Source organism: Aeromicrobium sp. SP1, from assembly GCF_055663785.1.
In genome coordinates, this window is the sequence record NZ_JBQVVK010000001.1 from 2,717,547 (window position 1) to 2,740,495 (window position 22,949).

The 22,949-nt window shown below is 70.3% G+C and carries 21 protein-coding genes; 13 read left to right on the forward strand and 8 right to left on the reverse strand.

The genetic code is table 11. The annotated features are described in order from the left end of the window. The first annotated feature begins 94 nt into the window (after nucleotides 1-94). Genes ACT26F_RS13375 through pknB form a run of 6 tightly spaced genes read left to right on the forward strand, consistent with a single transcriptional unit; the run spans nucleotide 95 to nucleotide 7,196 of the window. Complete coding sequence (locus ACT26F_RS13375) at nucleotides 95-808, forward strand: FhaA domain-containing protein (RefSeq protein WP_471671040.1); 714 nt, start codon at nucleotides 95-97, stop codon at nucleotides 806-808. Then, on the forward strand, nucleotides 805-1,281 hold the full coding sequence (locus tag ACT26F_RS13380) for an FHA domain-containing protein FhaB/FipA (protein WP_471671041.1): 477 nt from the start codon (nucleotides 805-807) through the stop codon (nucleotides 1,279-1,281). The genes ACT26F_RS13375 and ACT26F_RS13380 overlap by 4 nt, the downstream gene beginning before the upstream one ends. After that, a complete protein-coding gene (locus ACT26F_RS13385) occupies nucleotides 1,282-2,598 on the forward strand; it encodes a PP2C family protein-serine/threonine phosphatase (protein WP_471671042.1) in 1,317 nt (438 codons plus the stop codon). Continuing rightward, on the forward strand, nucleotides 2,595-3,980 hold the full coding sequence (locus tag ACT26F_RS13390) for an FtsW/RodA/SpoVE family cell cycle protein (protein WP_471671043.1): 1,386 nt from the start codon (nucleotides 2,595-2,597) through the stop codon (nucleotides 3,978-3,980). Before ACT26F_RS13385 ends, ACT26F_RS13390 begins: the two co-directional genes overlap by 4 nt. Next, nucleotides 3,977-5,443: a peptidoglycan D,D-transpeptidase FtsI family protein gene (locus ACT26F_RS13395; protein WP_471671044.1), complete on the forward strand. Its 1,467-nt coding sequence runs from the start codon at nucleotides 3,977-3,979 to the stop codon at nucleotides 5,441-5,443. The genes ACT26F_RS13390 and ACT26F_RS13395 overlap by 4 nt, the downstream gene beginning before the upstream one ends. Before the next feature lie 31 nt (nucleotides 5,444-5,474). Next, complete coding sequence (pknB, locus tag ACT26F_RS13400; RefSeq protein WP_471671045.1) at nucleotides 5,475-7,196, forward strand: Stk1 family PASTA domain-containing Ser/Thr kinase; 1,722 nt, start codon at nucleotides 5,475-5,477, stop codon at nucleotides 7,194-7,196. Nucleotides 7,197-7,205: 9 nt separating this feature from the next. Here the strand turns inward: pknB and ACT26F_RS13405 are convergent, their stop codons facing one another. Continuing rightward, nucleotides 7,206-7,910, reverse strand: a complete 705-nt coding sequence (locus tag ACT26F_RS13405) for a DUF881 domain-containing protein (RefSeq protein ID WP_471671046.1) — start codon at nucleotides 7,908-7,910, stop codon at nucleotides 7,206-7,208. Nucleotides 7,911-8,012: 102 nt separating this feature from the next. Here ACT26F_RS13405 and ACT26F_RS13410 point away from each other — a divergent pair, with 102 nt between their 5' ends. Then, the gene (locus ACT26F_RS13410; protein WP_471671047.1) at nucleotides 8,013-8,261 is read left to right on the forward strand and encodes a cell division protein CrgA; all 249 of its coding nucleotides are present in this window, start codon (nucleotides 8,013-8,015) and stop codon (nucleotides 8,259-8,261) included. 69 nt (nucleotides 8,262-8,330) lie between these two features. On the opposite strand, the gene ACT26F_RS13415 is transcribed toward ACT26F_RS13410, so the two are convergent. Then, nucleotides 8,331-9,209 carry a rhomboid family intramembrane serine protease gene (locus ACT26F_RS13415; protein WP_471671048.1) on the reverse strand — a complete coding sequence of 293 codons (879 nt, stop codon included), beginning with the start codon at nucleotides 9,207-9,209 and terminating at the stop codon, nucleotides 8,331-8,333. Next, on the reverse strand, nucleotides 9,206-9,736 hold the full coding sequence (locus ACT26F_RS13420; RefSeq protein ID WP_471671049.1) for a peptidylprolyl isomerase: 531 nt from the start codon (nucleotides 9,734-9,736) through the stop codon (nucleotides 9,206-9,208). Before ACT26F_RS13420 ends, ACT26F_RS13415 begins: the two co-directional genes overlap by 4 nt. Nucleotides 9,737-9,910: 174 nt before the next feature. Here ACT26F_RS13420 and ACT26F_RS13425 point away from each other — a divergent pair, with 174 nt between their 5' ends. Then, complete coding sequence (locus tag ACT26F_RS13425; RefSeq protein WP_471671050.1) at nucleotides 9,911-10,684, forward strand: enoyl-CoA hydratase/isomerase family protein; 774 nt, start codon at nucleotides 9,911-9,913, stop codon at nucleotides 10,682-10,684. Between the two features lie 18 nt (nucleotides 10,685-10,702). Here ACT26F_RS13425 and ACT26F_RS13430 read toward each other — a convergent pair whose 3' ends face one another. Genes ACT26F_RS13430 through glyA form a run of 3 tightly spaced genes read right to left on the reverse strand, consistent with a single transcriptional unit; the run spans nucleotide 10,703 to nucleotide 13,068 of the window. Further along, nucleotides 10,703-11,047 carry a DUF3817 domain-containing protein gene (locus ACT26F_RS13430; RefSeq protein WP_471671051.1) on the reverse strand — a complete coding sequence of 115 codons (345 nt, stop codon included), beginning with the start codon at nucleotides 11,045-11,047 and terminating at the stop codon, nucleotides 10,703-10,705. Between the two features lie 9 nt (nucleotides 11,048-11,056). Continuing rightward, nucleotides 11,057-11,794: an SURF1 family protein gene (locus tag ACT26F_RS13435; RefSeq protein ID WP_471671052.1), complete on the reverse strand. Its 738-nt coding sequence runs from the start codon at nucleotides 11,792-11,794 to the stop codon at nucleotides 11,057-11,059. Then, on the reverse strand, nucleotides 11,791-13,068 hold the full coding sequence (glyA, locus tag ACT26F_RS13440) for a serine hydroxymethyltransferase (RefSeq protein WP_471671053.1): 1,278 nt from the start codon (nucleotides 13,066-13,068) through the stop codon (nucleotides 11,791-11,793). The genes ACT26F_RS13435 and glyA overlap by 4 nt, the downstream gene beginning before the upstream one ends. Nucleotides 13,069-13,229: 161 nt before the next feature. Here glyA and ACT26F_RS13445 point away from each other — a divergent pair, with 161 nt between their 5' ends. From ACT26F_RS13445 to ACT26F_RS13465, 5 genes are all read left to right on the forward strand, one after another. Further along, entirely contained in the window at nucleotides 13,230-14,804 is a 1,575-nt protein-coding gene (locus tag ACT26F_RS13445; protein ID WP_471671054.1) for an ABC transporter substrate-binding protein, read from the forward strand. 103 nt (nucleotides 14,805-14,907) lie between these two features. Beyond that, entirely contained in the window at nucleotides 14,908-15,990 is a 1,083-nt protein-coding gene (locus ACT26F_RS13450; RefSeq protein WP_471671055.1) for an ABC transporter permease, read from the forward strand. Next, nucleotides 15,990-18,644 (forward strand): dipeptide ABC transporter ATP-binding protein, encoded by a 2,655-nt coding sequence (locus ACT26F_RS13455; RefSeq protein WP_471671056.1) that lies wholly within the window; start codon nucleotides 15,990-15,992, stop codon nucleotides 18,642-18,644. The genes ACT26F_RS13450 and ACT26F_RS13455 overlap by 1 nt, the downstream gene beginning before the upstream one ends. A 157-nt stretch (nucleotides 18,645-18,801) precedes the next feature. Beyond that, nucleotides 18,802-20,232, forward strand: a complete 1,431-nt coding sequence (locus ACT26F_RS13460; protein WP_471671057.1) for a trypsin-like serine peptidase — start codon at nucleotides 18,802-18,804, stop codon at nucleotides 20,230-20,232. Then, a complete protein-coding gene (locus ACT26F_RS13465; protein ID WP_471671058.1) occupies nucleotides 20,229-21,227 on the forward strand; it encodes an MvdC/MvdD family ATP grasp protein in 999 nt (332 codons plus the stop codon). The genes ACT26F_RS13460 and ACT26F_RS13465 overlap by 4 nt, the downstream gene beginning before the upstream one ends. Here the strand turns inward: ACT26F_RS13465 and ACT26F_RS13470 are convergent. Together ACT26F_RS13470 and ACT26F_RS13475 are read right to left on the reverse strand one after the other, a co-directional pair. Further along, complete coding sequence (locus ACT26F_RS13470) at nucleotides 21,158-21,781, reverse strand: response regulator (RefSeq protein ID WP_471671059.1); 624 nt, start codon at nucleotides 21,779-21,781, stop codon at nucleotides 21,158-21,160. The genes ACT26F_RS13465 and ACT26F_RS13470 overlap by 70 nt on opposite strands. A 32-nt stretch (nucleotides 21,782-21,813) precedes the next feature. Next, nucleotides 21,814-22,941, reverse strand: coding sequence for a GAF domain-containing sensor histidine kinase (locus ACT26F_RS13475; protein ID WP_471671060.1), 1,128 nt, complete (start codon nucleotides 22,939-22,941; stop codon nucleotides 21,814-21,816). Between the last annotated feature and the right edge of the window lie 8 nt (nucleotides 22,942-22,949).

Genomic DNA, 22,949 nt, shown 5'->3' on the forward strand with positions numbered 1-22,949 from the left:
CTCGCGCGTGGAGGACGACCGTCGGCGGGCATGGCCGATACGATCGACAGGACCACACAGGTCGACATTCGCATGCCCGAGGAGGTGACCATCGATGGCCGGAGTGCTGCAGCGCTTCGAGAAGCGCCTCGAGGGCGCCGTCACCGGTGCCTTCGCCCGCGCGTTCCGCAGCGCCGTCCAACCCGTCGAGATCGCCGCGGCACTGCAGCGCGAGGTCGACAACAACGCCACGATCCTCAGCCGTGAGCGGACGCTCGTGCCGAACGACTTCAGCGTCGAGCTGTCCCCGGCCGACCACGACCGGCTGGCCCCCTACGGCGCCACGCTCGCGACCGAGCTGAGCACCCTGCTGCACGAGCACCTGCAGGAGCAGCGCTACACGGCCGCCGGCCCGATCCACATCGACTTCGCGCGCGACGAGGAGCTGCACACCGGCCGCTTCACGATCGTCAGCCGGTCCAACGCCTCGGTCACGCCCGTGCGCGGCGAGCCCATCACCGACACCGCCGTGCGGCGCGCGAAGGTCGTCCTCGACATCGGCGGCCTGCGGCACCCGGTCAACCCGCCCGGCATCTCGATCGGGCGCGGCTCGACCGTCGACCTCAAGATCGACGACCCCGGCATCAGCCGCAACCACGCCGAGATCGTCTTCGGCAGCGAGGGCGTCGAGGTGCGCGACCTCGGCTCCACGAACGGCGTGATCGTCGACGGGCGCCGCGCTGACGCCGCCGTCCTGCACGACGGCTCCCACGTGCGCCTGGGCAACACCACGATCACGGTGCACATCGGCGAGGAGGTGATCGGATGAGCGAACTGACGCTCACGCTCATCAAGCTCGGCTTCCTGGCCGTGCTGTGGCTGTTCGTGCTGTCGGCCATCTCGGTGATCCGCACCGACATCTTCGGGACGAAGGCCGCGACGCCGAAGGTCGCCAAGGGCCAGAAGCAGCCCAAGGCGCAGAAGTCGAACCGTGCGAAGAAGGTCCGCGGGGCGCCCTCGACGCTGCAGATCGTCGACGGGCCGAACGCCGGCCAGAGCGTGCCGCTGGGCGGCGACCCGATCCTGCTCGGCCGTGGCACCGATGCCGCGATCCGACTCGACGACGACTACGTCTCCACCCGCCATGCCCGGTTCGCCACGAACGGGGAGCAGTGGTTCGTCGAGGACCTGGGCTCCACGAACGGCACGTACATCGGAAGCCAGCGCGTCACCTCGCCGGTTCCGGTCGCGATCGGCACGTCTGTCCGGCTGGGCAAGACGATCGTGGAGTTGCGCAAGTAGATGGCGTCGCTGACCTATCGCTACGTGGCGCTGACCGACGTCGGTCTGCGACGTTCGAACAACCAGGACTCCGGCTACGCGAGCGACCGGCTCCTGGTGATCGCCGACGGCATGGGCGGTGCGGCCGCGGGCGACCTCGCCTCGTCGGCCACCCTCGCCGAGATCCGCACGCTCGATCGCGACCTCGACCCGGACGCCGACGGCGACGCCCTCGAGGCGTTGAAGACCGCGGTGATGGCCGCCAACCACCGGCTCGCCCGGCTGATCGACGAGGACCCGGCCGTCGAGGGCATGGGCACGACGCTCGAGGCGATGCTGTGGGACGGCGACAAGCTGGCCGTCGCCCACATCGGCGACTCCCGCGCCTACCGCCTGCGCGGCGGACGGCTCGCCCAGATCAGCGTCGACCACACGTTCGTGCAGAGCCTCGTCGACGAGGGCCGGATCACCGCCGAGGAGGCGCGCGTCCACCCGCACCGGTCGCTGCTGCTGCGCGCGATCCTGGGCCGCGACGACTTCGAACCCGACTTCACGTGGCTCCAGCCGTCCGCGGGCGACCGCTACCTGCTGTGCAGCGACGGCCTCACCGACATGGTGGGCGACGACGTCATCGAGCGGAACCTCAAGCTCGAGACGATCGACGAGGCCGCCACCGAGCTCGTCCGACTCGCGCTCGAGGCCGGCGGCTTCGACAACGTCACCGTCGTGATCGCCGAATTCGTCGACGCCGACTCGCCGGTCGACGAGAACCTCGTGTGCGCCGACGGCCAGGCCCAGCTCGTCGGGGCCGCGACGACCCAGCCGCGGGCCCGCACCGGCAACGTCACGGCGTCCACGGCGCCGGCGGTGACGTTCGCCGACGCACCCGGCGCCGTCGAGCCCGACCCCGAGGAACTGCGCTACGCGCCCCAGCCCACGCCCCGTCGGCTGTGGCTGCGCTGGCTGCTGGCCGTCCTGGTCGTCCTCGGTCTCGTCGGAGGCGCCGCCGCCTACGCCTACGACTGGTCGCAGCGGCAGTACTACGTCGCCGCGTCGGACGGCAAGGTCGCGATCTTCCGCGGCGTCGAGGTCTCCGTCCCGGGACTGACGCTGTCGCACGTCGACCAGGTCACGGGCGTCGAGATCGACAGCCTGCCCGCCTACCAGCGGCAGCGCGTCGAGGCCGGGATCGCCGCCGCCGACCTGGCGGAGGCCAAGCGGATCGTCACGAACCTGAGCATCCAGGTCACCGAGCCGACCCCAACTCCCACCCCGACCCCGACGACCGCCCCCACGACGAAGGCACCGGCGTCACCGGCCACGAGCGGGACCGCATGAGCAGTCCCGCCTCCTCCACACCCACCTGGGTCCCGCGCAAGCGTCGCGGCGCCGAGCTCGTCCTGCTCCTGCTCGCGATCACGATCGGCATCGGCTCGTACGCCGCCGTCGGCCTCGGCTTCGACGGCCACGTCCCGGCCGGCATCTACACCGTCGGCGCGGTGTACGCACTCGTCGCGCTGGGCGCGCACCTGGCCGTGCGCCAGTTCGCCGCCTACGCCGACCCCGTGCTGCTGCCGCTCGTCGTGTGCCTCAACGGCATCGGCCTGACGATGATCTACCGGATCGACCTCGGACTCGACGCGGCCGGCTCTCCCTACGGCCCGTTCGCGCAGGGACAGCTGCGGTGGACGATCCTGGGCATCCTGCTGTTCGTCGCCGTGCTGCTGATCGTGCGCGACCACCGCCGCCTGCAGCAGTACACCTACTCGTTCGGCCTGCTGGCGCTCGTGCTGCTGATCCTGCCGCGACTGCCCGTCATCGGCAGCGCCAAGCGCGGCGCCCAGATCTGGATCCAGCTCGGCCCGTTCAGCTTCCAGCCCGCCGAGGCCGGCAAGATCGCGCTGGCCATCTTCTTCGCCGGCTACCTCGTGACGAAGCGCGACGCGCTCGCGCTCGCCGGCCGGCGCGTGCTGGGCGTCGACCTGCCGCGCGGCCGCGACCTCGGACCGATCCTCGTCGGCTGGCTCGCCAGCATCGGCATCCTGGTCTTCCAGCGCGACCTCGGCTCCTCGCTGCTGTTCTTCGGCCTGTTCGTCGTGATGCTCTACGTCGCCACCGAGCGCCCGGGCTGGCTCTTCGTCGGCGCGCTGCTGTTCGCCGCCGGCACGTACCTGGGCTACCTCGCCTTCGGGCACGTCCGCGCGCGCTTCGACGCATGGCTCGACCCGTGGGCCGATCCCGACGCGAACTACCAGATCATCAGCGCGCTGTACGGACTCGCGCACGGCGGGCTACTCGGCCGAGGGTGGGGACAGGGCAGCCCCGAGCTGACCCCCTTCGGCTTCAGCGACTTCATCCTGTCCTCGATCGGCGAGGAGCTCGGCCTCGCCGGGCTGATGGCCGTCCTCGTGATCTACGGCCTCGTCGTCGAACGCGGACTGCGCATCGCGCTGACGTGCCGCGACGCGTTCGGCAAGCTGCTCGCGGTCGGCCTCTCGGCCTCGTTCGCGCTGCAGGTCTTCGTCGTCGCGGGCGGCGTCACCCGACTCATCCCGCTGACCGGCCTGACCGCACCGTTCCTGGCGGCCGGCGGCTCCTCGATCATCATGAACTGGTCGATCATCGCGCTGCTGCTGCGAATCAGTGACCAGACCCGCCGACCGGCTCCCGAGGTCACGGCCATCACAGGTGACGACGAGACCCAGGTGGTGAAACTGTGAACAAGCCCATCCGCGCCATGGCCGTCGCCTGCCTCGTGCTGTTCCTCGCCCTGCTGCTCAACGCGAACTACGTCCAGTTCGTGCAGGCCGACGACCTCAACGCCAAGCAGGGCAACCGCCGCGTCATCGACGAGGAGTTCAGCCGCGAGCGCGGCGCGATCATCGTCGACGGCGAGCCGATCGCCGAGTCCGTCCCGATCGACGACAAGTGGCAGTTCCAGCGCAAGTACGCCGAGCCGCGCCTGTACGCGGCCGTGACCGGCTACTTCTCCTACATCTACGGCCAGTCGGGCATCGAGCGCACGTACAACTCGATCCTGTCCGGCAGCGACGACCGGCTGTTCGTGAACCGGCTCATCGACCTGGTCTCCAACAACCAGCCGCAGGGCGGCAGCGTCGAGCTGACCCTCGACCCGGCCGCCCAGAAGGCCGCCTTCAACGGGCTCGCCGACCTCGGCGAGGACACCACCGGCGCGGTGGTCGCCCTCGATCCGCAGACCGGCGAGATCCTCGCGATGGTCACCCAGCCGACCTACAACCCGAACAACCTCGCGAGCCACGACCTCACGAAGGTCACGAAGACGATGGACGCGCTGCAGAACGACGAGTCCTCGCCGCTGACCAACCGGTCCACCGAGACGATCCTGCCGCCGGGGTCGACCTTCAAGACCGTCACCTCCGCCGCCGCGATCGACGAACTCGGACTGAAGGCCGACGACGAGGTCAAGGGCGGCGCGACGCTGGGCTTCCCGGGCATCGACTACAAGCTGACCAACGAGGGCGGCGGCAACTGTGGGGGCAACCCCATCACGTTCGAGCAGGCGCTCAAGGTGTCGTGCAACGTGTCCTTCGGCTGGCTCGCGGGCAAGGTCGGCCAGGACACCCTCGTCGATCAGGCGAGCAAGTTCGGCTTCGGCGACAAGCCGCTCGACGACCTCGTGTCCTACCCCAGCCGGGTCATCGCCGACCCCGACACCACGCTCGAGCCGCCGCAGCTCGCGCAGACGGGCATCGGTCAGTACGAGGTCGCCGCGACACCGCTGCAGATGGCCATGGTCGCCGGCACCGTCGCGAACGACGGCGTCCTGATGAAGCCGCACCTGGTCCGTACCGTCCGGGCACCCAACCTGTCGATCCTCGAGGAGCCGAAGGCCAAGGAGATCGGACGGGCGATGTCGACCGGCGACGCCCGCGAGCTGAACGACATGATGGTCGCCGTCGTCGACTCCGGCACCGGTACGCCGGCCAGGATCCCGGGCGTCGAGGTGGGCGGCAAGACCGGCACCGCCGAGTCGGCCGCGGATCGACCCCCGTACGCGTGGTTCATCGGCTTCGCGCCGGCCGACGACCCGCAGGTCGCCGTGGCCGTGCTGGTCGAGTCCACGAACAACACCACCGACATCGCCGGCGGACGTCTGGGCGGGCCGATCGCCCGATCCGTGATGGAGGCGGTCCTCCGATGAACCTCACCCACCTCTTGGGAGACTGGAAACCATGACCGAAAGCGATACCACGATGAGCCCGCTCGGCGACCGCTACGAGGTCGGCGAGTTGATCGGGCGCGGGGGCATGGCCGACGTCCGGGCCGGGCGCGACAAGCGCCTCGGCCGACCCGTGGCGATCAAGATGCTGAGGGCCGACCTCGCCGCGGACGAGACGTTCCAGGAGCGCTTCCGTCGCGAGGCCCAATCGGCCGCCTCGCTCAACCACCCGTCGATCGTGGCCGTCTACGACACCGGCGAGACGGTCGATGCCCGCGACGCCCACGTGCCGTACATCGTGATGGAGCTCGTGGAGGGCCGCACGCTGCGCGACATCCTGCGCGACGGGCGCAAGATCCTGCCCGAGCGCGCCCTGTCGATCACGGCCGACATCCTCAGCGCCCTGGACTACAGCCACCGCGCCGGCATCATCCACCGCGACATCAAGCCCGCGAACGTCATGCTCACGCCCGAGGGCAAGGTCAAGGTGATGGACTTCGGCATCGCCCGCGCGATCGCCGACACCTCGACCGCGATGACGCAGACCGCCGCCGTGATCGGCACGGCCCAGTACCTCTCGCCCGAACAGGCTCGAGGTGAGACCGTCGACGCGCGCAGCGACATCTACTCGACGGGCTGCGTGCTCTACGAACTGCTCACGGGCCGGCCGCCCTTCGTGGGCGACAGCCCCGTCTCGGTGGCCTACCAGCACGTGCGCGAGGAGGCCCGGCCGCCGTCGCAGCTCAACCCCGACGTCTCGATCGCGGTCGACAACATCGTCGCCAAGTCGCTCGCCAAGCGGGTCGACGACCGCTACTCCAGCGCCGGCGAGATGCGCAAGGACATCGACCGCGTGCTCGCGGGCGGCTCGGTCGACGCGCCCACGCAGGCCGTCGCCGCCGTGCCCGGCGCGACCGCGCTGGCGCCGGCCGCCGTCGTGCCGCCGCCGGACGAGGAGGAGAAGGGTGGCGCCGGGAAGTGGTGGGCGCTGGCCCTGCTGCTGCTCGCGATCGCCGCCGCGATCGGCGTGGCCCTGCTCCTCGCGGACGGCAACGACGACGTCGACACCCCGCAGGTCGGGGTGCCCAATGTCGCCGGCGCGGACGTCGCGACCGCGACGAACCGGCTCGAGTCGAAGAAGCTCAAGGTCGGCGAGACGACCGAGCAGACGAGCGCCGAGATTCCCGAGGGCCAGGTCATCGAGACCGACCCGCCGGCCGGCACGACGGTCGACGAGGGCACGACGGTCGACCTCGTGGTGAGCGCCGGACCCGAGCAGGTCGACATCCCGAACTTGAACGGGTACTCGTTCTCCGAGGCGAAGAAGTTGCTCGAGGGCGACACGTACGGCCTCAAGGTCGAGCGCCAGAACATCGACAGCGACCAGCCCAAGGACCGCGTCATCAACAGCAACCCGGTGCCCGGGACGTCCGTCGACGTCGGCAGCACCGTGACGCTCATCGTCTCGAAGGGTCAGGTCGAGGTCCCGAACGTCGTGGGCCTGGACGTCGACGCGGCCACCAAGGCGCTCGAGGACGCGGGCCTGAAGGCCTCCGTCCAGGAGGATCCGGCCGGCAGCGCGCCCGACGGTCAGGTCACGAGCCAGAGTCGCGATGCCGGATCGATGGTCGCGCCCGGCAGCACGGTCACGATCGTCGTGTCCCGGCCGCCGGCCACGACTCCGCCGCCGGTACCGACGACCGAGCCGCCCGGGGACGACGACCCGCTGCCCTGATCGGCGACGTCACTCCACGGGCGTCGCGTGCGTCAACGAGGTGCTGCCGGCGTAGGCCGGGGCGTGCACGTCGTCGAGGTTGCGCTGCTCGAGACCGAGGTCGTACTTCTGCGCGTACTGCGTGTAGATCGTGACCTCGGGTGATTCCTCGAGCGCGGTGTTCATGCCGAACTGGTTGCCGATCGCCTCGATGACGTACGGCGGCGCGTAGGGCACGCCGTCCAGGACGACCGTGTTGCCGACGCACTTGATGCCGGTGGTCGTGACGAGGCGCTGGCCCTGCAGAGTCATGGCCTCGGCGCCGCCGGCCCACAGCGCGTTGACGAACGCCTGGATGTCCTGCTGGTGCACCACGAGCAGGTTGGGGTCGAGGTTGGGCACGTCGACCGTCCGCGGTGCGTCCTGCAGCGTGATCCGGACGCCGGGGCCGTGGACCGCCGTGGCCCCCGCCGCCTCGGCGTACTCGGCGGCACGGTCGATCTCGGCCTGCAGTGCCGCGTCGTCGACCTTGCCGGAGAGCTCATCGATCTCGCGTTGCAGGCCGGTCGCCTCGTCACGGCGTACCTCGACCTGCGCGGCCCGGTCGGCGAGGACCGAGTTCAGGTCGCCGCCGGCAGGCCTCAGGTCGGATCCGTCGGACGTCACGGCCGCGGCGACGAACACGAAGCCGCACACCGACGCGGCGACGAGCACGAGGAGGCTCCACCTGCTCATGTGCTCACCGTCCCCTCGCCACCCACGGTCATCGGTACGGCGACTACGCTATCCGAGTACGACACACCGCGGCCGCGTGCGCCGCTCGACCGGGAGACGATCGTGTTCAAGAGGTTCAAGCGCCAGTCCGTCGAGGACAACGGACCCAAGCCCGTGCGCATCGGCAACCGGTGGGCCGCTCCTGCCATGATCATCTGCGCCGTCATCGGACTGCTGTGGATCGTCACGTTCTACACGCTCAGCAACACCGACCACGAGATCCCGCTGCTGACCGAGCTGGGCGCCTGGAACCTCGTCATCGGGATGGGATTCATCCTCGCGGCCTTCGGGTTCGCGATGAAGTGGGAGTGAATCACACCCGTGTAGTTACCCACACCTGTGCACACAACTGTGCACAACTACACCGATGTGACTCGGCCGTCAGGCCAGACCGAACTGGGCGTGCAGGTCGGCGGTGCGCAGGATGACCCCGGCGATGATCGCGGCCCACACCAGCGCGAGCGCCCCGATGTGGAGCAGCGTCCGCCGGTCCCGTGGCGCGTAGGCGAACGCCAGGCCGAGCAGGACGCCCACGACGAATCCGCCGAGGTGGCCCTGCCAGCTGATGCCCTCGCCGAGGCTGATGAACGCGTTCGCCGCGAGCAGCACGATCATGCCCGTGAGGTTCTGCTTCGTCCGGATCAGGAAGATCAGGGCGAGACCGAAGAGGCCGAACACGGCCCCCGAGGCGCCGATGGTCGGCACCTGGGGCTCGGAGAGCCAGTAGACGAAGACGCTGGACGCCACCGCCACCGTCAAGTAGGTGACGATGTAGCGCCACCGGCCGAGGACGTGCTCGATGTACGGACCGAAGAGGTACAGCGCGTACATGTTCAACGCGACGTGCAGCAGGCCACCGTGCAGGAACGCCGCCGTCAGCAGGCGCCAGTACTCACCTTGGGCGACGCCGTGCAACTGGCCGTCGTAGAGGCCCAGGCCGAGCATCGCGCCCCAGTCGAAGAACCCGCTCGAGCGGGCGCCGCCCTGGGCCATCACGAGCAGCTGCACCGCGATGTTGATCGCGATGATGACCATCGTGACCGCGCCGACGTCGGTCGAGATCGCGCCGCCGGCGAGCGTACGCGGCTGGCGCACGGCCGCCGCACCCTGCTGGACGCACTCGGGACACTGGAAGCCGACGCTGGCCTCGCGCATGTCGTCAGGACAGATGTGGCGCAGGCAGCGTTGGCACTGGATGTAGGCCGGCCGATCGGGATGCCGGTAGCACGTGTACGGGCCGCCGGCGGCCGGGTCGGTCACCGTGCGATGGTGACCGACTCGATCACGACGGGCTCCGCGGGCCGATCGAAGCGATCCGTCGCGGTGGCCGCGATCGCGTCGATGACCTTGCGGCTCTCGGGATCGGCGACCTCGCCGAAGATCGAGTGCTTGCGGTTGAGCCAGTCGGTCGGAGTCACCGTGATGAAGAACTGCGAGCCGTTGGTGCCGGCTCCGTTCGGCTTCGTCCCGGCGTTCGCCATCGCGAGCAGGTACGGACGGTCGAACTTGAGCTCGGGGTGGAACTCGTCGTCGAACTCGAATCCGGGACCGCCGCGGCCGTCACCGAGCGGGTCGCCGCCCTGGATCATGAAGTTGGAGATCACCCGGTGGAACGTGAGTCCGTCGTAGAACGGCTTCGTGGAGACCTGATGGGTGGCGGGGTCCAGCCATTCCTTCGTGCCCTCGGCCAGTCCGACGAAGTTGGCGACCGTCTTGGGTGCCTGGTTCTCGAACAGTTCGACGACGATGTCTCCACGGTTGGTGTGGAGGGTCGCGGTGGTGGGCACTTCACGTCCTTTCAGGGGCTGCCTCCATCCTTGCACGTGGACCCCCAGCACCCGTGGTTACGGTAGGGGCATGTCGAGACTGGTGTTGTTCCTCATCGCCGCGGCGGTCGCCGTGGTGGTCGTCCGCAAGGCCACCGCCGACAAGGGCGGCACGTACGACCCGCGGCACGACCGGTGACCGTCGACCTCGCGACCGAGGGCGGCGTCACGACGCTGACCTTCGCGGCGCCTCCGGTGAACCTCTACGCACTCGAGCTGCACGACGAGTTCGACGCGGCCCTCGATCGGGTCGCGGCCGACCTGCCGCGCGTCCTGGTCGTGCGGGCCGAGGGCAGGATCGTCTCCGGCGGTGTCGACGTGGCCCAGTTCCACGCGCGCACGACCAAGGCGGACACCCGTGCGCTCTACGACCGGATGCTCGAGCTGCCGGAGCGCTTCGCCGCGCTCCCGGTGCCCACGGTGTTCGTCTCGCACGCGCTCACCCTCACGTGGGCGTTCGAGGTCGCGCTGGCGTGCGACCTGCTGCTCGCGTCGGAGCGCGCGAAGTTCGGCCTGGTCGAGCGCGTCATCGGACTGACCCCGACGATGGGCGGCACCCAGCGGTTCGCCGCGCGGGCCGGCGTCGCCCGGGCGAAGGAGTTCGTGTTCAGCGGCGCCCTGTACGACGCGGCGACCCTCGAGCGATGGAACGTCGTCAACCGCGTGTTCCCGGCGGAGTCACTCGACGCCGAGGTGGACGCCTTCGTCGCCGACCTCGCCGCGGGACCGACGCAGGCCTACGGGGCCGCGAAGGAGATCCTGCGCGAGTTCGAGGCGACCGGCGTCCCCGGCGCCGTCGCGCGCACCACCGCGATCGCCGCCGAGCTCTTCGACACCGAGGACCTCCGCCACGGCATGGAGTCCTTCCTCACCGACGGCCCCGGGAAGGCGACCTTCGTCGGCCGCTGACGACCCGTTGAGTGGCACTCAGCGGGACGGGGCGAGCTCCGGGTGCTCGGCGCGGGTGCGCACGGTGGCGCGGTGCTCGGCCCAGAAGGAGACGATCGGGATCGTGCCGCCGAGCAGCGTGACGATCGTGAAGCCCACGGGCCACTTCGCCTTGCGCGAGAGGATCGCGGCGCAGACGAGGAAGATCATGTACAGCCAGCCGTGGGCGACGCCCAGGTAGGTCGTGATGTTCTCGCCGAGGGTCTGCGGTCCCGAGCCGTCCTCGGCGAGGTACTTCAACGGGACGCCGACCAGGATCAGCACGATGAGCAGGACGCCCACGATCGTGGCCATGACGCGGTAACGGGTGAGGGCCGATTGCACCGCCTCAGGCTACCGAGCGCGGCCAAGCACCATCTCGCGGGCCATGCGCCACCACATGAACAGCGAGAACGCCGCGAAAACCCACCATTGCAGCCCGTATCCGAGGTTTCGCCCACCGGCGGTCCAGGACACGTCGGGCTCGGGCACGTCGGCCAGCTCGAGGCCTCCCGCGACGTCGGGGTCGGTCGCGATCGCGTAGCCCGACCACAGCGACGCGTAGCCGAGCTCGTTGAGCAGCGTGGGGATCCGCACCGCGCCGATCGTGCGGGCCTGCGGGTCCCATCCGGTCGTCGCGGAGTCGCCGGGCTGCAGGACGGCGTCGAACGACACCTCGCCCGCCGGCACGGCCGGGAACTGCGTGAGCGGTTTCGGCGCCCAGCCACGCACGACGAGCAGCTCGGCGTCCTCGGCGGTGACCGGAGCCACGAGCCACACGCCGTTCGTGCCGTCCGCGCGCGCCTTGTCGGTCACCCAGAGCTGCTCGTCGGCCGGCCGGAAGGTGCCGGTGACCGTGACGGATCGCTGGTCCTGATCGGTCGTGAACGGATCACCGGTCGCCCAGACGTCCTCCAGCGCGACGGCCGACGTGTTGCCGGACTCGACGCGCTCGTCCGCCTGCCGCTGGTCGTACACGCCCAACTGCCACGTACCCATGAAGAGGCAGAACGCGATCGCGGCGATCGCGAACAGGTGCAGGCCGATCAGCCGGGGACTGAACCAGTCCCGGACCCTCGGCCGCTCGGTCACGAGGTGAACGGCTTGAGGCCGGGGTAGAGCGGGAAGCGCTCGGCGAGCACGGTCGCGCGCTTGCGCAGTCCGTCGATGTCGACGTCGCCGGGCTGCAGGGCGCTCGCGATGATCTCGGCGACCTCGCGGAACTCGTCGGCGCCGAACCCACGCGTGGCCAGGGCCGGCGTGCCGATCCGCAGGCCCGACGTGACCATCGGCGGGCGCGGGTCGTTCGGGACCGCGTTGCGGTTCACCGTGATGCCGACGTCGTGCAACCGGTCCTCGGCCTGCTGGCCGTCGAGCTCGGAGTCGCGCAGGTCGACGAGCACGAGGTGCACGTCGGTGCCACCGCTGAGCACCTGGATGCCGGCGGCCTTCGCGTCGTCGGCCAGGAGCCGGTCGGCGAGGATCCGGGCGCCCTCGATCGTGCGCTGCTGACGCTCGGCGAACTCCGGCTCGAGCGCCATCTTGAAGGCGACGGCCTTCGCGGCGATGACGTGCTCGAGCGGGCCGCCCTGCTGGCCGGGGAACACGGCCGAGCGCATCTTCTTGGCGACGTCCTCGTCGTTCGTGAGGATCGCGCCACCACGCGGGCCGCCGAGCGTCTTGTGCGTCGTCGTGGTGACGATGTGGGCGTGCGGCAGCGGGCTCGGGTGCAGACCGGCCGCCACGAGACCGGCGAAGTGCGCCATGTCGACCCACAGGATCGCGCCGACCTCGTCCGCGATCGCGCGGAAGGCGGCGAAGTCGAGCTGGCGCGGGTACGCCGACCAGCCGGCGATGATGACGCGCGGCGAGTGCTCGATCGCGAGGGCGCGGACCTCGTCCATGTCGACCAGGCCGGTCGCGGGGACCACGTGGTACGCGATCGGGTTGTAGAGGCGGCCGGAGAAGTTGAGCTTCATGCCGTGCGTGAGGTGCCCGCCGTTGGCGAGGTCGAGGCCGAGGATCGTGTCGCCGGCCGTCGCGATCGCATGCAGGGCGGCGGCGTTGGCCGACGCGCCCGAGTGCGGCTGGACGTTGACGTACGCGGCGTCGAAGAGCTGCTTGAGCCGGTCGATCGCGAGCTGCTCGACCTGGTCGACGAACTCGCAGCCGCCGTAGTACCGCTTGCCCGGGTAGCCCTCGGCGTACTTGTTCGTCAGGACGCTGCCCTGCGCCTCGAGCGCGGCGACGGGCGCGAAGTTCTCCGACGCGATCATCTCGAGCGTCGTCTGCTGGCGGACCAGCTCGGCGTCGAGGAGCGCGGCGACGTCGGGATCGAAGTCGGCGAGGTGCTGGTCATGGCTCATGAGCGCAAGGATATCGCCCGGTGAAGCGGCCCAGACCGCCCGCCCGGGGCCGGGGTTAATAGAAATGCAACCTAGAAGCCGTGGCCGGGGGTCCATCCACGGCGATAGCGTGCACGGGAGTGTCCAGATGGTGGACACCGACAGGAGGAACGATGAATTCGATGCGGCGACGCGTCACCGCCCTGGCCACGGTCACCCTCGCCGGCAGCGTGCTGGCCGCGTGTGGTGCCGGCAACGACGGCGACGAGAGCGACGCGGGCCTGATCGTGGGGACCACCGACAAGGTGGTCTCGATCGATCCGGCCGGCTCGTACGACAACGGCTCCCTGGCCGTCCAGACGCAGGTCTACCAGTACCTGCTCAACTTCCCCGCCGGTAGCACCGATCTGACGCCCGATGCGGCCGAGAAGTGCGACTTCGAGGAGCCCACCGTCTACGTGTGCACCCTGAAGGACGGCCTGAAGTTCGCGAACGGTCACGAACTCACCGCCTCCGACGTCGCCTTCTCGTTCAAGCGCGTCGCCGCGATCAACGACCCGAAGGGTCCCGCCTCGCTGCTCGGCGCCATGAAGAGCGTCGAGGCGCGCGACGACAAGACCGTCGCGTTCACGCTCAACGCCGCGAACGACCAGACCTTCGCCCAGGTGCTCGTCACCTCGGCCGGTCCGATCGTCGACGAGGAGACCTACCCGGCCGACAAGGTGCTCGACGACGACGCGGTGGTCGAGGCCAACGGCTTCTCCGGCCCGTACACGCTCGGCGAGTACAAGAAGAACGAGCTGGCCGAGTTCAAGATCAACCCCGACTACGACGGCACGTACGGCAAGGCCAAGAGCGACGTCACGATGCGGTACTACGCCGACTCGAACAACCTCAAGCTCGACGTGGAGAAGGGTGACATCGACGTCGCGTACCGGTCGCTGACCCCGACCGACATCGACAGCCTCGGCAAGTCGGACAAGGTCACCGTCCACACCGGCCCCGGTGGCGAGCTGCGCTACATCGTCTTCAACCTCAAGACGATGCCCGGCGACGACGACAAGCAGAAGCAGGCCGTCCGCCAGGCAGCCGCGTACCTCGTGAACCGCGACGAGATCTCGACCGAGGTCTACAAGGGCACCTACACGCCCGCGTACTCGGCGGTGCCCGATGGCCAGGCCGGCGCGACGGAGGCGTTCAAGGACAAGTACGGCGACGCGCCCGACCAGGCCGCTGCCAAGAAGGTCCTCGACGACGCCGGCGTCTCGACGCCCGTCGAGCTCAACCTGCAGTGGAACCCCGACCACTACGGCGGCAGCTCCGACCAGGAGTACCAGGCGGTCAAGCGCCAGCTCGAGGACGGCGGCCTGTTCGCGGTCAAGCTGCAGTCGACGGAGTGGAACACCTACTCCGAGGAGCGCGTCAAGGACTCCTACCCGGCCTTCCAGCTGGGCTGGTTCCCGGACTTCCCGGACGCCGACAACTACGTGACGCCGTTCTTCGCGCCGAACAACTTCCTGCAGTCGCACTACGAGGACGACGCGATGACGAAGCTGCTCGACGCGCAGCGGGTCGACGCCGACAAGGCCTCGCGGGAGAAGACCCTCGGCGAGATCCAGGCCAAGGTCGCCGAGCAGGTCCCGATCCTGCCGCTGCTCACCGGCGCCCAGGTTGCGGTGGCCGGCAAGGACGTCAAGGGTGTGAGCGACACGCTCGATCCGTCGTTCAAGTTCCGTTTCACCTCGCTGTCGAAGTAACCCGTGGGGGCCGGTGCTCGGGCGCCGGCCCCTCGGCAGATTCCCCGGTGAAGTGGGGAGAACCCACTTCGCCGGGGATCTGTCATGAGCCCCAGGAGCATCCGTGACCACCGACGTCCTGGTCGCCGCCGAGGCGCCCACCCCCGAGCCGCAGTCCCGACGCGGCCGGCTCAGTCCCCTCACGCGCTACCTGCTCGTGCGGCTCGCGCTCGTGATCCCGATGCTGTGGGTGCTCGTCACCCTCGTCTTCTTCCTCATGCGGGTCATCGGTGACCCGATCACGGCGGCCCAGGGTGGCCGCCTCACCCCCGACCAGATCGCCGAGCGCAAGGCCGAGGCGGGTCTCGACCGCCCCATCCTCGTGCAGTACTTCGAGTACCTGGGCGACCTCCTGCACGGCGACTTCGGCCAGACGCTCACGGACAACCGCGACGTCACCGACATCCTCATCGTGAACGGCGCCGCCACCCTCGAGCTGTCCGTGTGGGCCCTGATCGTCGCGTTCTCCGTCGGCATCCCGCTCGGCCGCATCGCGGCCCGCCACCGCGACCGGATCGCCGACGTCCTGCTGCGCCTGTTCGCGATCGTCGTCTACGCGGCACCGGTGTTCTTCGTCGGCCTGCTGCTCAAGCTGGCCGTCGCCCCGTTCGGCTGGCCCACGTCGGGCCGGGCCTCGACCGCGACCGAGCTCGCGCTCGCCAACGTCGATCCGCAGACCAACATCATGATCGTCGACGCCATCTTGTGGGGCGATCCGGAGTACGTGTGGGACGTGCTGCAGCATGCCGTGCTGCCCGCCATCGCGCTGGGCCTGCTGACCGGAGGCATCTTCCTGCGGCTCGTGCGGGTCAACATGCTGCAGACGATGCGTGCCGACTACGTCACCGCCGCCCGCGCCCGCGGAGTCAGCGAGCGGCGGGTGGAGCGCAAACACGCGTTCCGCAACGCCCTCGTCCCCGTCGTGACCGTCATGGGCATGCAGATCGCACTGCTGCTCGCCGGCGCCGTCCTGACCGAGACGACGTTCGAGTGGAAGGGCATCGGCTACGAGCTCGCCCAGTACCTCATCCGGCGCGACTTCCTCGCCGTGCAGGGCATCGTCACCGCGATCGCGTTCGTCGTGTGCATCGCGAGCTTCCTGATCGATGCGATCGTCGCGCTCGTCGACCCGCGAGTGAGGTTCTGATGCGCTACCCCGGCAAGACCATCGTCGAGCAGTCCCACGGCCTGCAGCGGTTCATGCTGCTGCTCGGGGCCGGTCTCATCGCGTTCTTCCTCGTGCTCGCGGTGTTCGCGCCGTGGATCGCGCCGTACGACTTCGACCAGGTCAAGGACGCGAGCGGCACCCTGTTCGGCACGCAACAGCCGCCGAGCGCCGAGCACTGGTTCGGCACGACCGTCGGCGGCACGGACGTGCTGTCGCGCGTCGTCTACGGCGCCCGCACGGCAGTCGAGGTGATCGTGCTCGCCGTCATCCTGTCCAGCGTCATCGGCGTCCCGCTCGGGCTCGTGTCGGGCTACCTGGGCGGCTGGCTGGACAAGACGCTCGTCCTGGTCATGGACGCGCTGTACTCGTTCCCGTCGCTGCTGCTGGCGATCGTGGTCTCGATCGTCGTCGCCGGCGGCTCGAGTGGCGCGATCGGCGGCATCGCCTCGGCGGCCATCTCGATCACGGTGATCTTCATCCCGCAGTACTACCGCGTGATCCGCAACGCGACCGTCTCGGTGAAGACCGAGCCGTACGTCGATGCCGCGAAGGTCGTCGGCGTCCGCACGCCGCGGATCCTGTTCCGGCACATCCTGTCGAACGTCGCGCAGACGCTGCCGGTCATCGCGACGCTCAACGCCTCCGAGGCGATCCTCACGCTCGCCGCCCTGGGCTTCCTCGGCTTCGGCATCGAACCGTCCGCGGCGGCCGAGTGGGGCTACGACCTCAACAAGGCGCTGCCCGACGCCACGAACGGCATCTGGTGGACGGGCCTGTACCCCGGCATGGCGATCGTCCTCGTCGTGCTCGGCGTGACGCTGCTGGGCGAGAGCCTCAACGACATCACGAACCCGCTGCTGCGCACGCGCGCCGGTGACCGGAACGAGAGCGAGATCGAGATCGAGCTGGCCGACATCACGCCCGAGGTCGACGCGGTCGCGGACGCGGAGGTCACCGACGAGTCGCGTGACCGGCGCACGACGGCGGTGCTGTCCCTCGCAGACCTACGGGTGAGCTTCGGCACCGACGCGGGCCGGGTCGTCGCGGTCGACGGCGTCGGGTTCGACGTCGCCCCCGGCGAGGTCGTCGCGGTCGTGGGCGAGTCCGGCTCGGGCAAGTCGGTCACGTCGCGTGCTGTCCTGGGCCTGCTCCCGGCGTCGGCGCACGTCGGCGGCTCGGCCGTGCTGCGCACCGAGGGAGACGAGGACCGCGAGCTGATCGGCATGAGCCAGCAGCACCTGCGCCCGATCCGCGGCGACGAGGTGTCGATGGTCTTCCAGGAGCCGGGCACGGCGCTCGACCCGGTCCGCACGGTCGGCTGGCAGCTCGTGGAGGCGATCACCTCGCACCAGGACGTCTCGAAGTCCGAGGCCCGCGCCCGCGCGATCGAGCTGCTCGAGGCCGTGGGCCTGCCCGATCCGGAGAAGCGCGTCGACTACTACCCGCACCAGCTCTCGGGCGGCCAGAAGCAGCGCGTCGTCATCGCGATCGCGATCTCGTGCGATCCGGACGTGATCATCGCCGACGAGCCGACGACGGCGCTCGACGTCACGGTCCAGGCCGCGATCCTCGAGCTGCTGCTGAGTCTGCGCGACCGCTTCGGCACCGCGATCGTGCTGATCACCCACAACATGGGCGTCGTCGCCGACATCGCCGACCGCGTCGTCGTGATGTACCGCGGTCGCATCGTCGAGCAGGCGCCCGTCGACCAACTGTTCGCCGCGCCGGCCCACGCGTACACGAGCGCCCTGCTCGCCGCGGTGCCCCACCTCGGCCGCGTGGACGGGCCGGCACCGCTCGTCGACGCCGACGTGGTCATGGACCTCGACGACATCGTGGTCGAGTTCCCCGGCAGCTGGGGCGAGGCGACGTTCCGTGCCGTCGACCACGTGAGCCTGCAACTGCTCCGCGGCGAGGTCCTCGGCCTCGTCGGCGAGTCCGGCTCGGGCAAGTCCACCCTCGGCCGCACGGCCGTGGGCCTGCAGCAGCCGACGTCCGGCACGGTCCGGCTCGACGGCGAGGTGATCTCCGGCCTCAGCGACCGCGACCTGCGTCCGCTCCGCCGTCGATTCGGGTTCGTGTTCCAGGACCCTGCCGCCTCGCTCAACCCGCGGATGTCGATCGTGGACTGCATCGCCGAGCCGCTGCGCGTGCACACCGACCTGCGCGACGACGCGGTGCGCGCGAAGGTCGACTCCCTGCTCGACTCCGTCGAACTGCCGCGCGACTTCGCCGAGCGCTTCCCGCACGAGCTCTCGGGCGGTCAGCGGCAGCGGATCAGCCTGGCCCGCGCCCTCGCGCTCGATCCCGACGTGCTGATCGCCGACGAGCCCACCTCCGCCCTCGACGTCTCGGTCCAGGCGCGCGTGCTCGAGCTGTTCCTCGAACTGCAGCACCGGCTGCAGTTCGCGTGCCTGTTCATCACGCACGACCTCGCCGTCGTCGACACGCTCGCGAACCGCGTCGCGGTCATGCAGAACGGACGCCTCGTCGAGGTCGGCCCGCGCGAGCAGGTGCTGCGGCACCCGAGCGAGGACTACACGCGCAGCCTGATCGCCGCCGTCCCCGTCCCGGACCCCGCCGAGCAGCGCCGCCGGCGTGCCGAGCGAGGTGACCTGCTCACCGGCGCCTGAGCCGCTGGACTCGATCCGCGGCTCGGGCCCGGTGATCGAGTAGCGGCGGCGAGCGCAGCGAGCACGCCGCGTATCGAGATCACGTCCCGTCGCCTCACCGACAACAGGCGGCCGGGAGCCCGGCCCTGGGAGAGCCTCGTCCAGCGAGGAGCCGATCATGGCCGAGTCCACGAAGCGCACGACGAAGAAGACCGCCGCGCGGCGATCCACCAAGGCCGAGGCGGCCCGCCCGGTCAACGCCGATCTCGACAACGCCCTGTTCCCGCCCCGGCTCGACCTGCTCGCGTTGCCGGAGGCACTCATGGAGGGCGCCGGCCCGAGCTACGGCGACATGCTCGAGTCGATCTGCGGCGTCGTCGACGACAGTCAGGAGGTCGAACTCTACAACGGGACGCTCGGCGTCACCGCGACGTTCGTCGCCGCCCACCAGAAGCCCGTCGCGCAGGTGCAGTGGAACAGCAACCTCGCGAGCGTCTTCACGAATCCGGGCAACGTCAACGGCGTGCGCTGGGGCAGCGGCACGATGATCGGGCCGGATCTGTTCCTGACCTGCGGCCACCTGTTCGATCCTGACCCCAACGGCTGGACGATTCCCCGCCAGAACGGCACCTCGACGCCGATCACGCCGCAGCAGGTCGCGACGAACATGCGCCTGAACTTCCTGTTCCAGCTCGACGAGAACGGCGTCCAGCGGCCCGAGGTCAGCTTCCCGATCACCCAGCTGATCGAGTACCGGCTCGGCGGTCTGGACATGGCGCTGTGTCGCATCGGCGGCAACCCGGGCACGACGTTCGGCTGGAGCGAGTTCGCCACCACGAACGCTGCGGTCGGCGACATGCTGGCGATCATCGGGCATCCACTCGGCCAGCCGAAGCGCATCGAGGCGGGGCCCTGCACGGAGCTCACCGGCTCGGTCATCCGCTACAACGACATCGACACGCTCGGCGGCAACTCCGGTTCGGGCATCCTGCACGGACCCACGGGGCGCGTCGTCGGCGTCCACACGAACGGCGGCTGCAACGCACAGGGCACGGGGAGCAACTCGGGCGTCGCGATCGCGGCGATCGTGGCGGCGTCGCCGACGTTGCAGGCGACCACGCCGAGCTCGCAGACGGCCAAGGGCGAGGACCTCGTGCTGACCACGAGCCTGGCCAAGGACATCTTCCAGACGACCCGGTCCACGGACGTCGTCGCCACGATCCGCTCCTTCGACACCGCGGTGGCGGCCGACTTCGCGACGACCCTCGCGAGCGACTTCGGCACGACCCGGCTGAGGGACACGGCGACCGCGTTCCTGGCCGACAACCCGATCGGCACGGGGTTCGGCGACGACGATCCCGTCAACACCCTGCGCGAGGGTGTCGTCGACCCGGGCGACTTCGACCCGGTCGGACCGATCGCGGCGGGCGGGCGCCTGCAGACGTTCGTCCAGGCGACCCAGTTCCGCAACGTCGGGCAGGAGGTCGTCGAGACGCCGGCCGAGGAGGCACTGGCCGAGCTGGACGCCGCGATCGTCGCGCAGGAGGCCGTCCTGGAGTCGATGCACGCGGCCCGCGCGGGCCTGGCCGAGCAGATCGGCCAGCCGTGATCGGGATCGTCTCCCACGAGGGCGACGTGCACGCCACGTACGTGCGCGCCGCCCTGGAGCGCCTCGGTGCCGATCATGTCCTGATCGACACCGGGGCGGTCCCCGGGAGCCTCGCGCTGACGTCTCACCAGGACGCCGACGGGTGGCGGGCATCGTGGGGCGACCTCGTCCCGGACCTCGCCGACCTGCGGGCGATGTGGTGGCGACGGCCGCAGCCGTTCACGCTCGCCGACCGGGTGACGCATCCGGAGGACCGGCGCTTCGCGGTGGGCGAGTGCGCCGCCATGGTCTCCGGGCTGTGGTCGTGCCTCGACGCGACGTGGGTCAACAATCCCGATCGCGACGCCGCCGCCTCCCGCAAGATGCGGCAGCTGCAGATCGCCGCGGGACTGGGCCTGCGGGTGCCACGGACGCTCATGACGTCGAGTCCCGACGCGGCGCGCGAGTTCCTGGCCGCCGAGCCCGGACGCGTCGTGTTCAAGCCCTTCGGCGGGACGCCCGACACCTGGCGTGAGACGCGGATCGTGCGCGACGACGAGCGGGACCTGCTCGACCGGGTCGCGCTGGCGCCGGTGATCTTCCAGGAGGCGATCGAGGGCGGCACGGACGTGCGGGTCACGATCGTGGGCGACCGGCTCTTCCCCGCGGTCATCACGGCTCGCGGCGAGGAGTACGCGTTCGACTTCCGCATCGACGCGGCGGCGCCGATCGAGGAGCACGTGCTGCCGGCCGACGTCGAGTCACGCCTGCGCGACCTCATGCGGGTGCTGGGACTGCACTACGGCGCGGTGGACCTGCGGATCGATCCCGCGGGCGAGCACGTGTTCCTCGAGATCAACCCGGCGGGCCAGTGGCTCTTCGTCGAGATCGCGACGGGCCAGCCCATCACCGAGGAGCTCGCGCGTCTGTTGCGGGACCTGGACGCTCAGTCCTGCCAGGCCGCGACCTGGGCCCGGCGCTCGAGGCCGAGCTTCGCCAACACCGCGGAGACGTAGTTCTTGACCGTCTTCTCCGAGAGCACGAGCTCCTCCGCGATCTCGCGGTTCGACAGACCCAGGCGCAGCTGGTCGAAGACGCGGCGCTCCTGGGTCGTGAGCTCGCCGAGCGGGTCCGGCGCGTCCTGCCGGCGCAGTCGTTCGAGCACCGCGTGGGTGACCGCCGGGTCGAGCAGCGACTGGCCGGCGGCGACGCGCTGGACGGCGTCGACGAGGTCGTTGCCACGCACCTGCTTGAGCAGGAACCCGGACGCGCCCGCCCGGATCGCGGTGAACAGCGCCTCGTCGTCCTCGAAGGACGTCAGGATCAGCACCGACGTGCCGGGGACCCTCGTGCGCACCCACCGGCACAGCTCGATCCCGGAACCGTCGGGGAGCCGCGCGTCCAGCACGGCGACGTCGGGCTTGAGCCGGCCGATCTCGAAGGCGGCCTCGCGCACCCCGCTGGCCTGACCCACGACGGTGATGCGGCCGGAGTCCTCGAGCAGGTCCGCCACCCCGCGTCGCACGACCTCGTGGTCGTCGAGCAGGAAGACGCGGATGGGATCGGCCACGAACCCCACCCTACGAGGCTCGGGGCGCAAACTCAGTCGATCGCGAGCGGCACGCGCCACGCGAGCCGCGTGCCCGCGCCCTCGGCACCCGGCCCGATCACGAGCAGCCCGCCGCCCCGCTCGGCGCGGTCGCGCAGATTCGCCAGCCCGCTCGCGGGCTCGCGATCGCCCATCCCGATCCCGTCGTCCTCGACCACGATCTCGAAGCCGCCGTCGTCGATCGTGATCCGGATGTCGACCCGGCCCGCGCGGGCATGGCGCGCGATGTTCGCGAGGGCCTCGTTGATCACGGCGTTCGCGTCGACGCGCAGGTCGGTGTCGAGGCGGTCGACGTCGCCGTCGATCTCGACCGACGGCACGAACCCGAGCGGGGCGGCGGCGGCGGTGATGAGCCTCGCGAGCCGGTTCCGGTCCGTCGAGCCCTCCATCGCGAGGGAGAAGATCGCGCCCCGCAGGTAGGCGATCGCACTGTCGATGTCGTCCACGGCCCGGGCGGCGCGGCCGGCCCACGGCTCGTCGACGTGCCGCGCGACCCGGTCGACCGTCAGCCCGACCGCGAACAGGCGGCCGATGACGAGGTCGTGCAGGTCCCGCGCGATCCGGTTGCGGTCCTCGGTGACCGCTGCCGACGCGAGCTCGGCGCGCGTGCGCTGGACCTCGTCGTACAGCCGCGCGTTCGCGATCGCCGTGCCCGCGAGCGAGGCCAGACCCGTGACCAGTCGCACGTCGAGGTCCGTGAAGCCGCCGTCCTTCTCGGTCAGGTAGAGGTCGCCGAACACGGCGCCGTCCACGACCACCGGCACCCCGAGGAAGGCGTGCATCGGCGGGTGGTTCGGGGGAAACCCCACCGACGACGGATGGTCGGAGACCTCGTCGAGGCGTAGGGCCCGGCCGTCGCGGAGCACGGCACCGAGGACGCCGCGGCCCTCCGGCAGCTCACCGATGCGCGCCGCGGTCGCCTCGTCGATCCCGGAGGTGATGAAGGCGACGAGCCCGCCGTCCGGATCGGGGCCGAGGACGCCCAGTGCCGCGTACTTCGCGCCGGTGAGCTCGCGGGCCGCCTCGGCGATCCGTTCGAGCTTCTGCCGGTGGTCCAGTCCCGAGGTGACCGTGACGGCCGCCTCCACGACGCTCTCCCACAGCTCCTGCTCGATGGCCATGGCCTCAC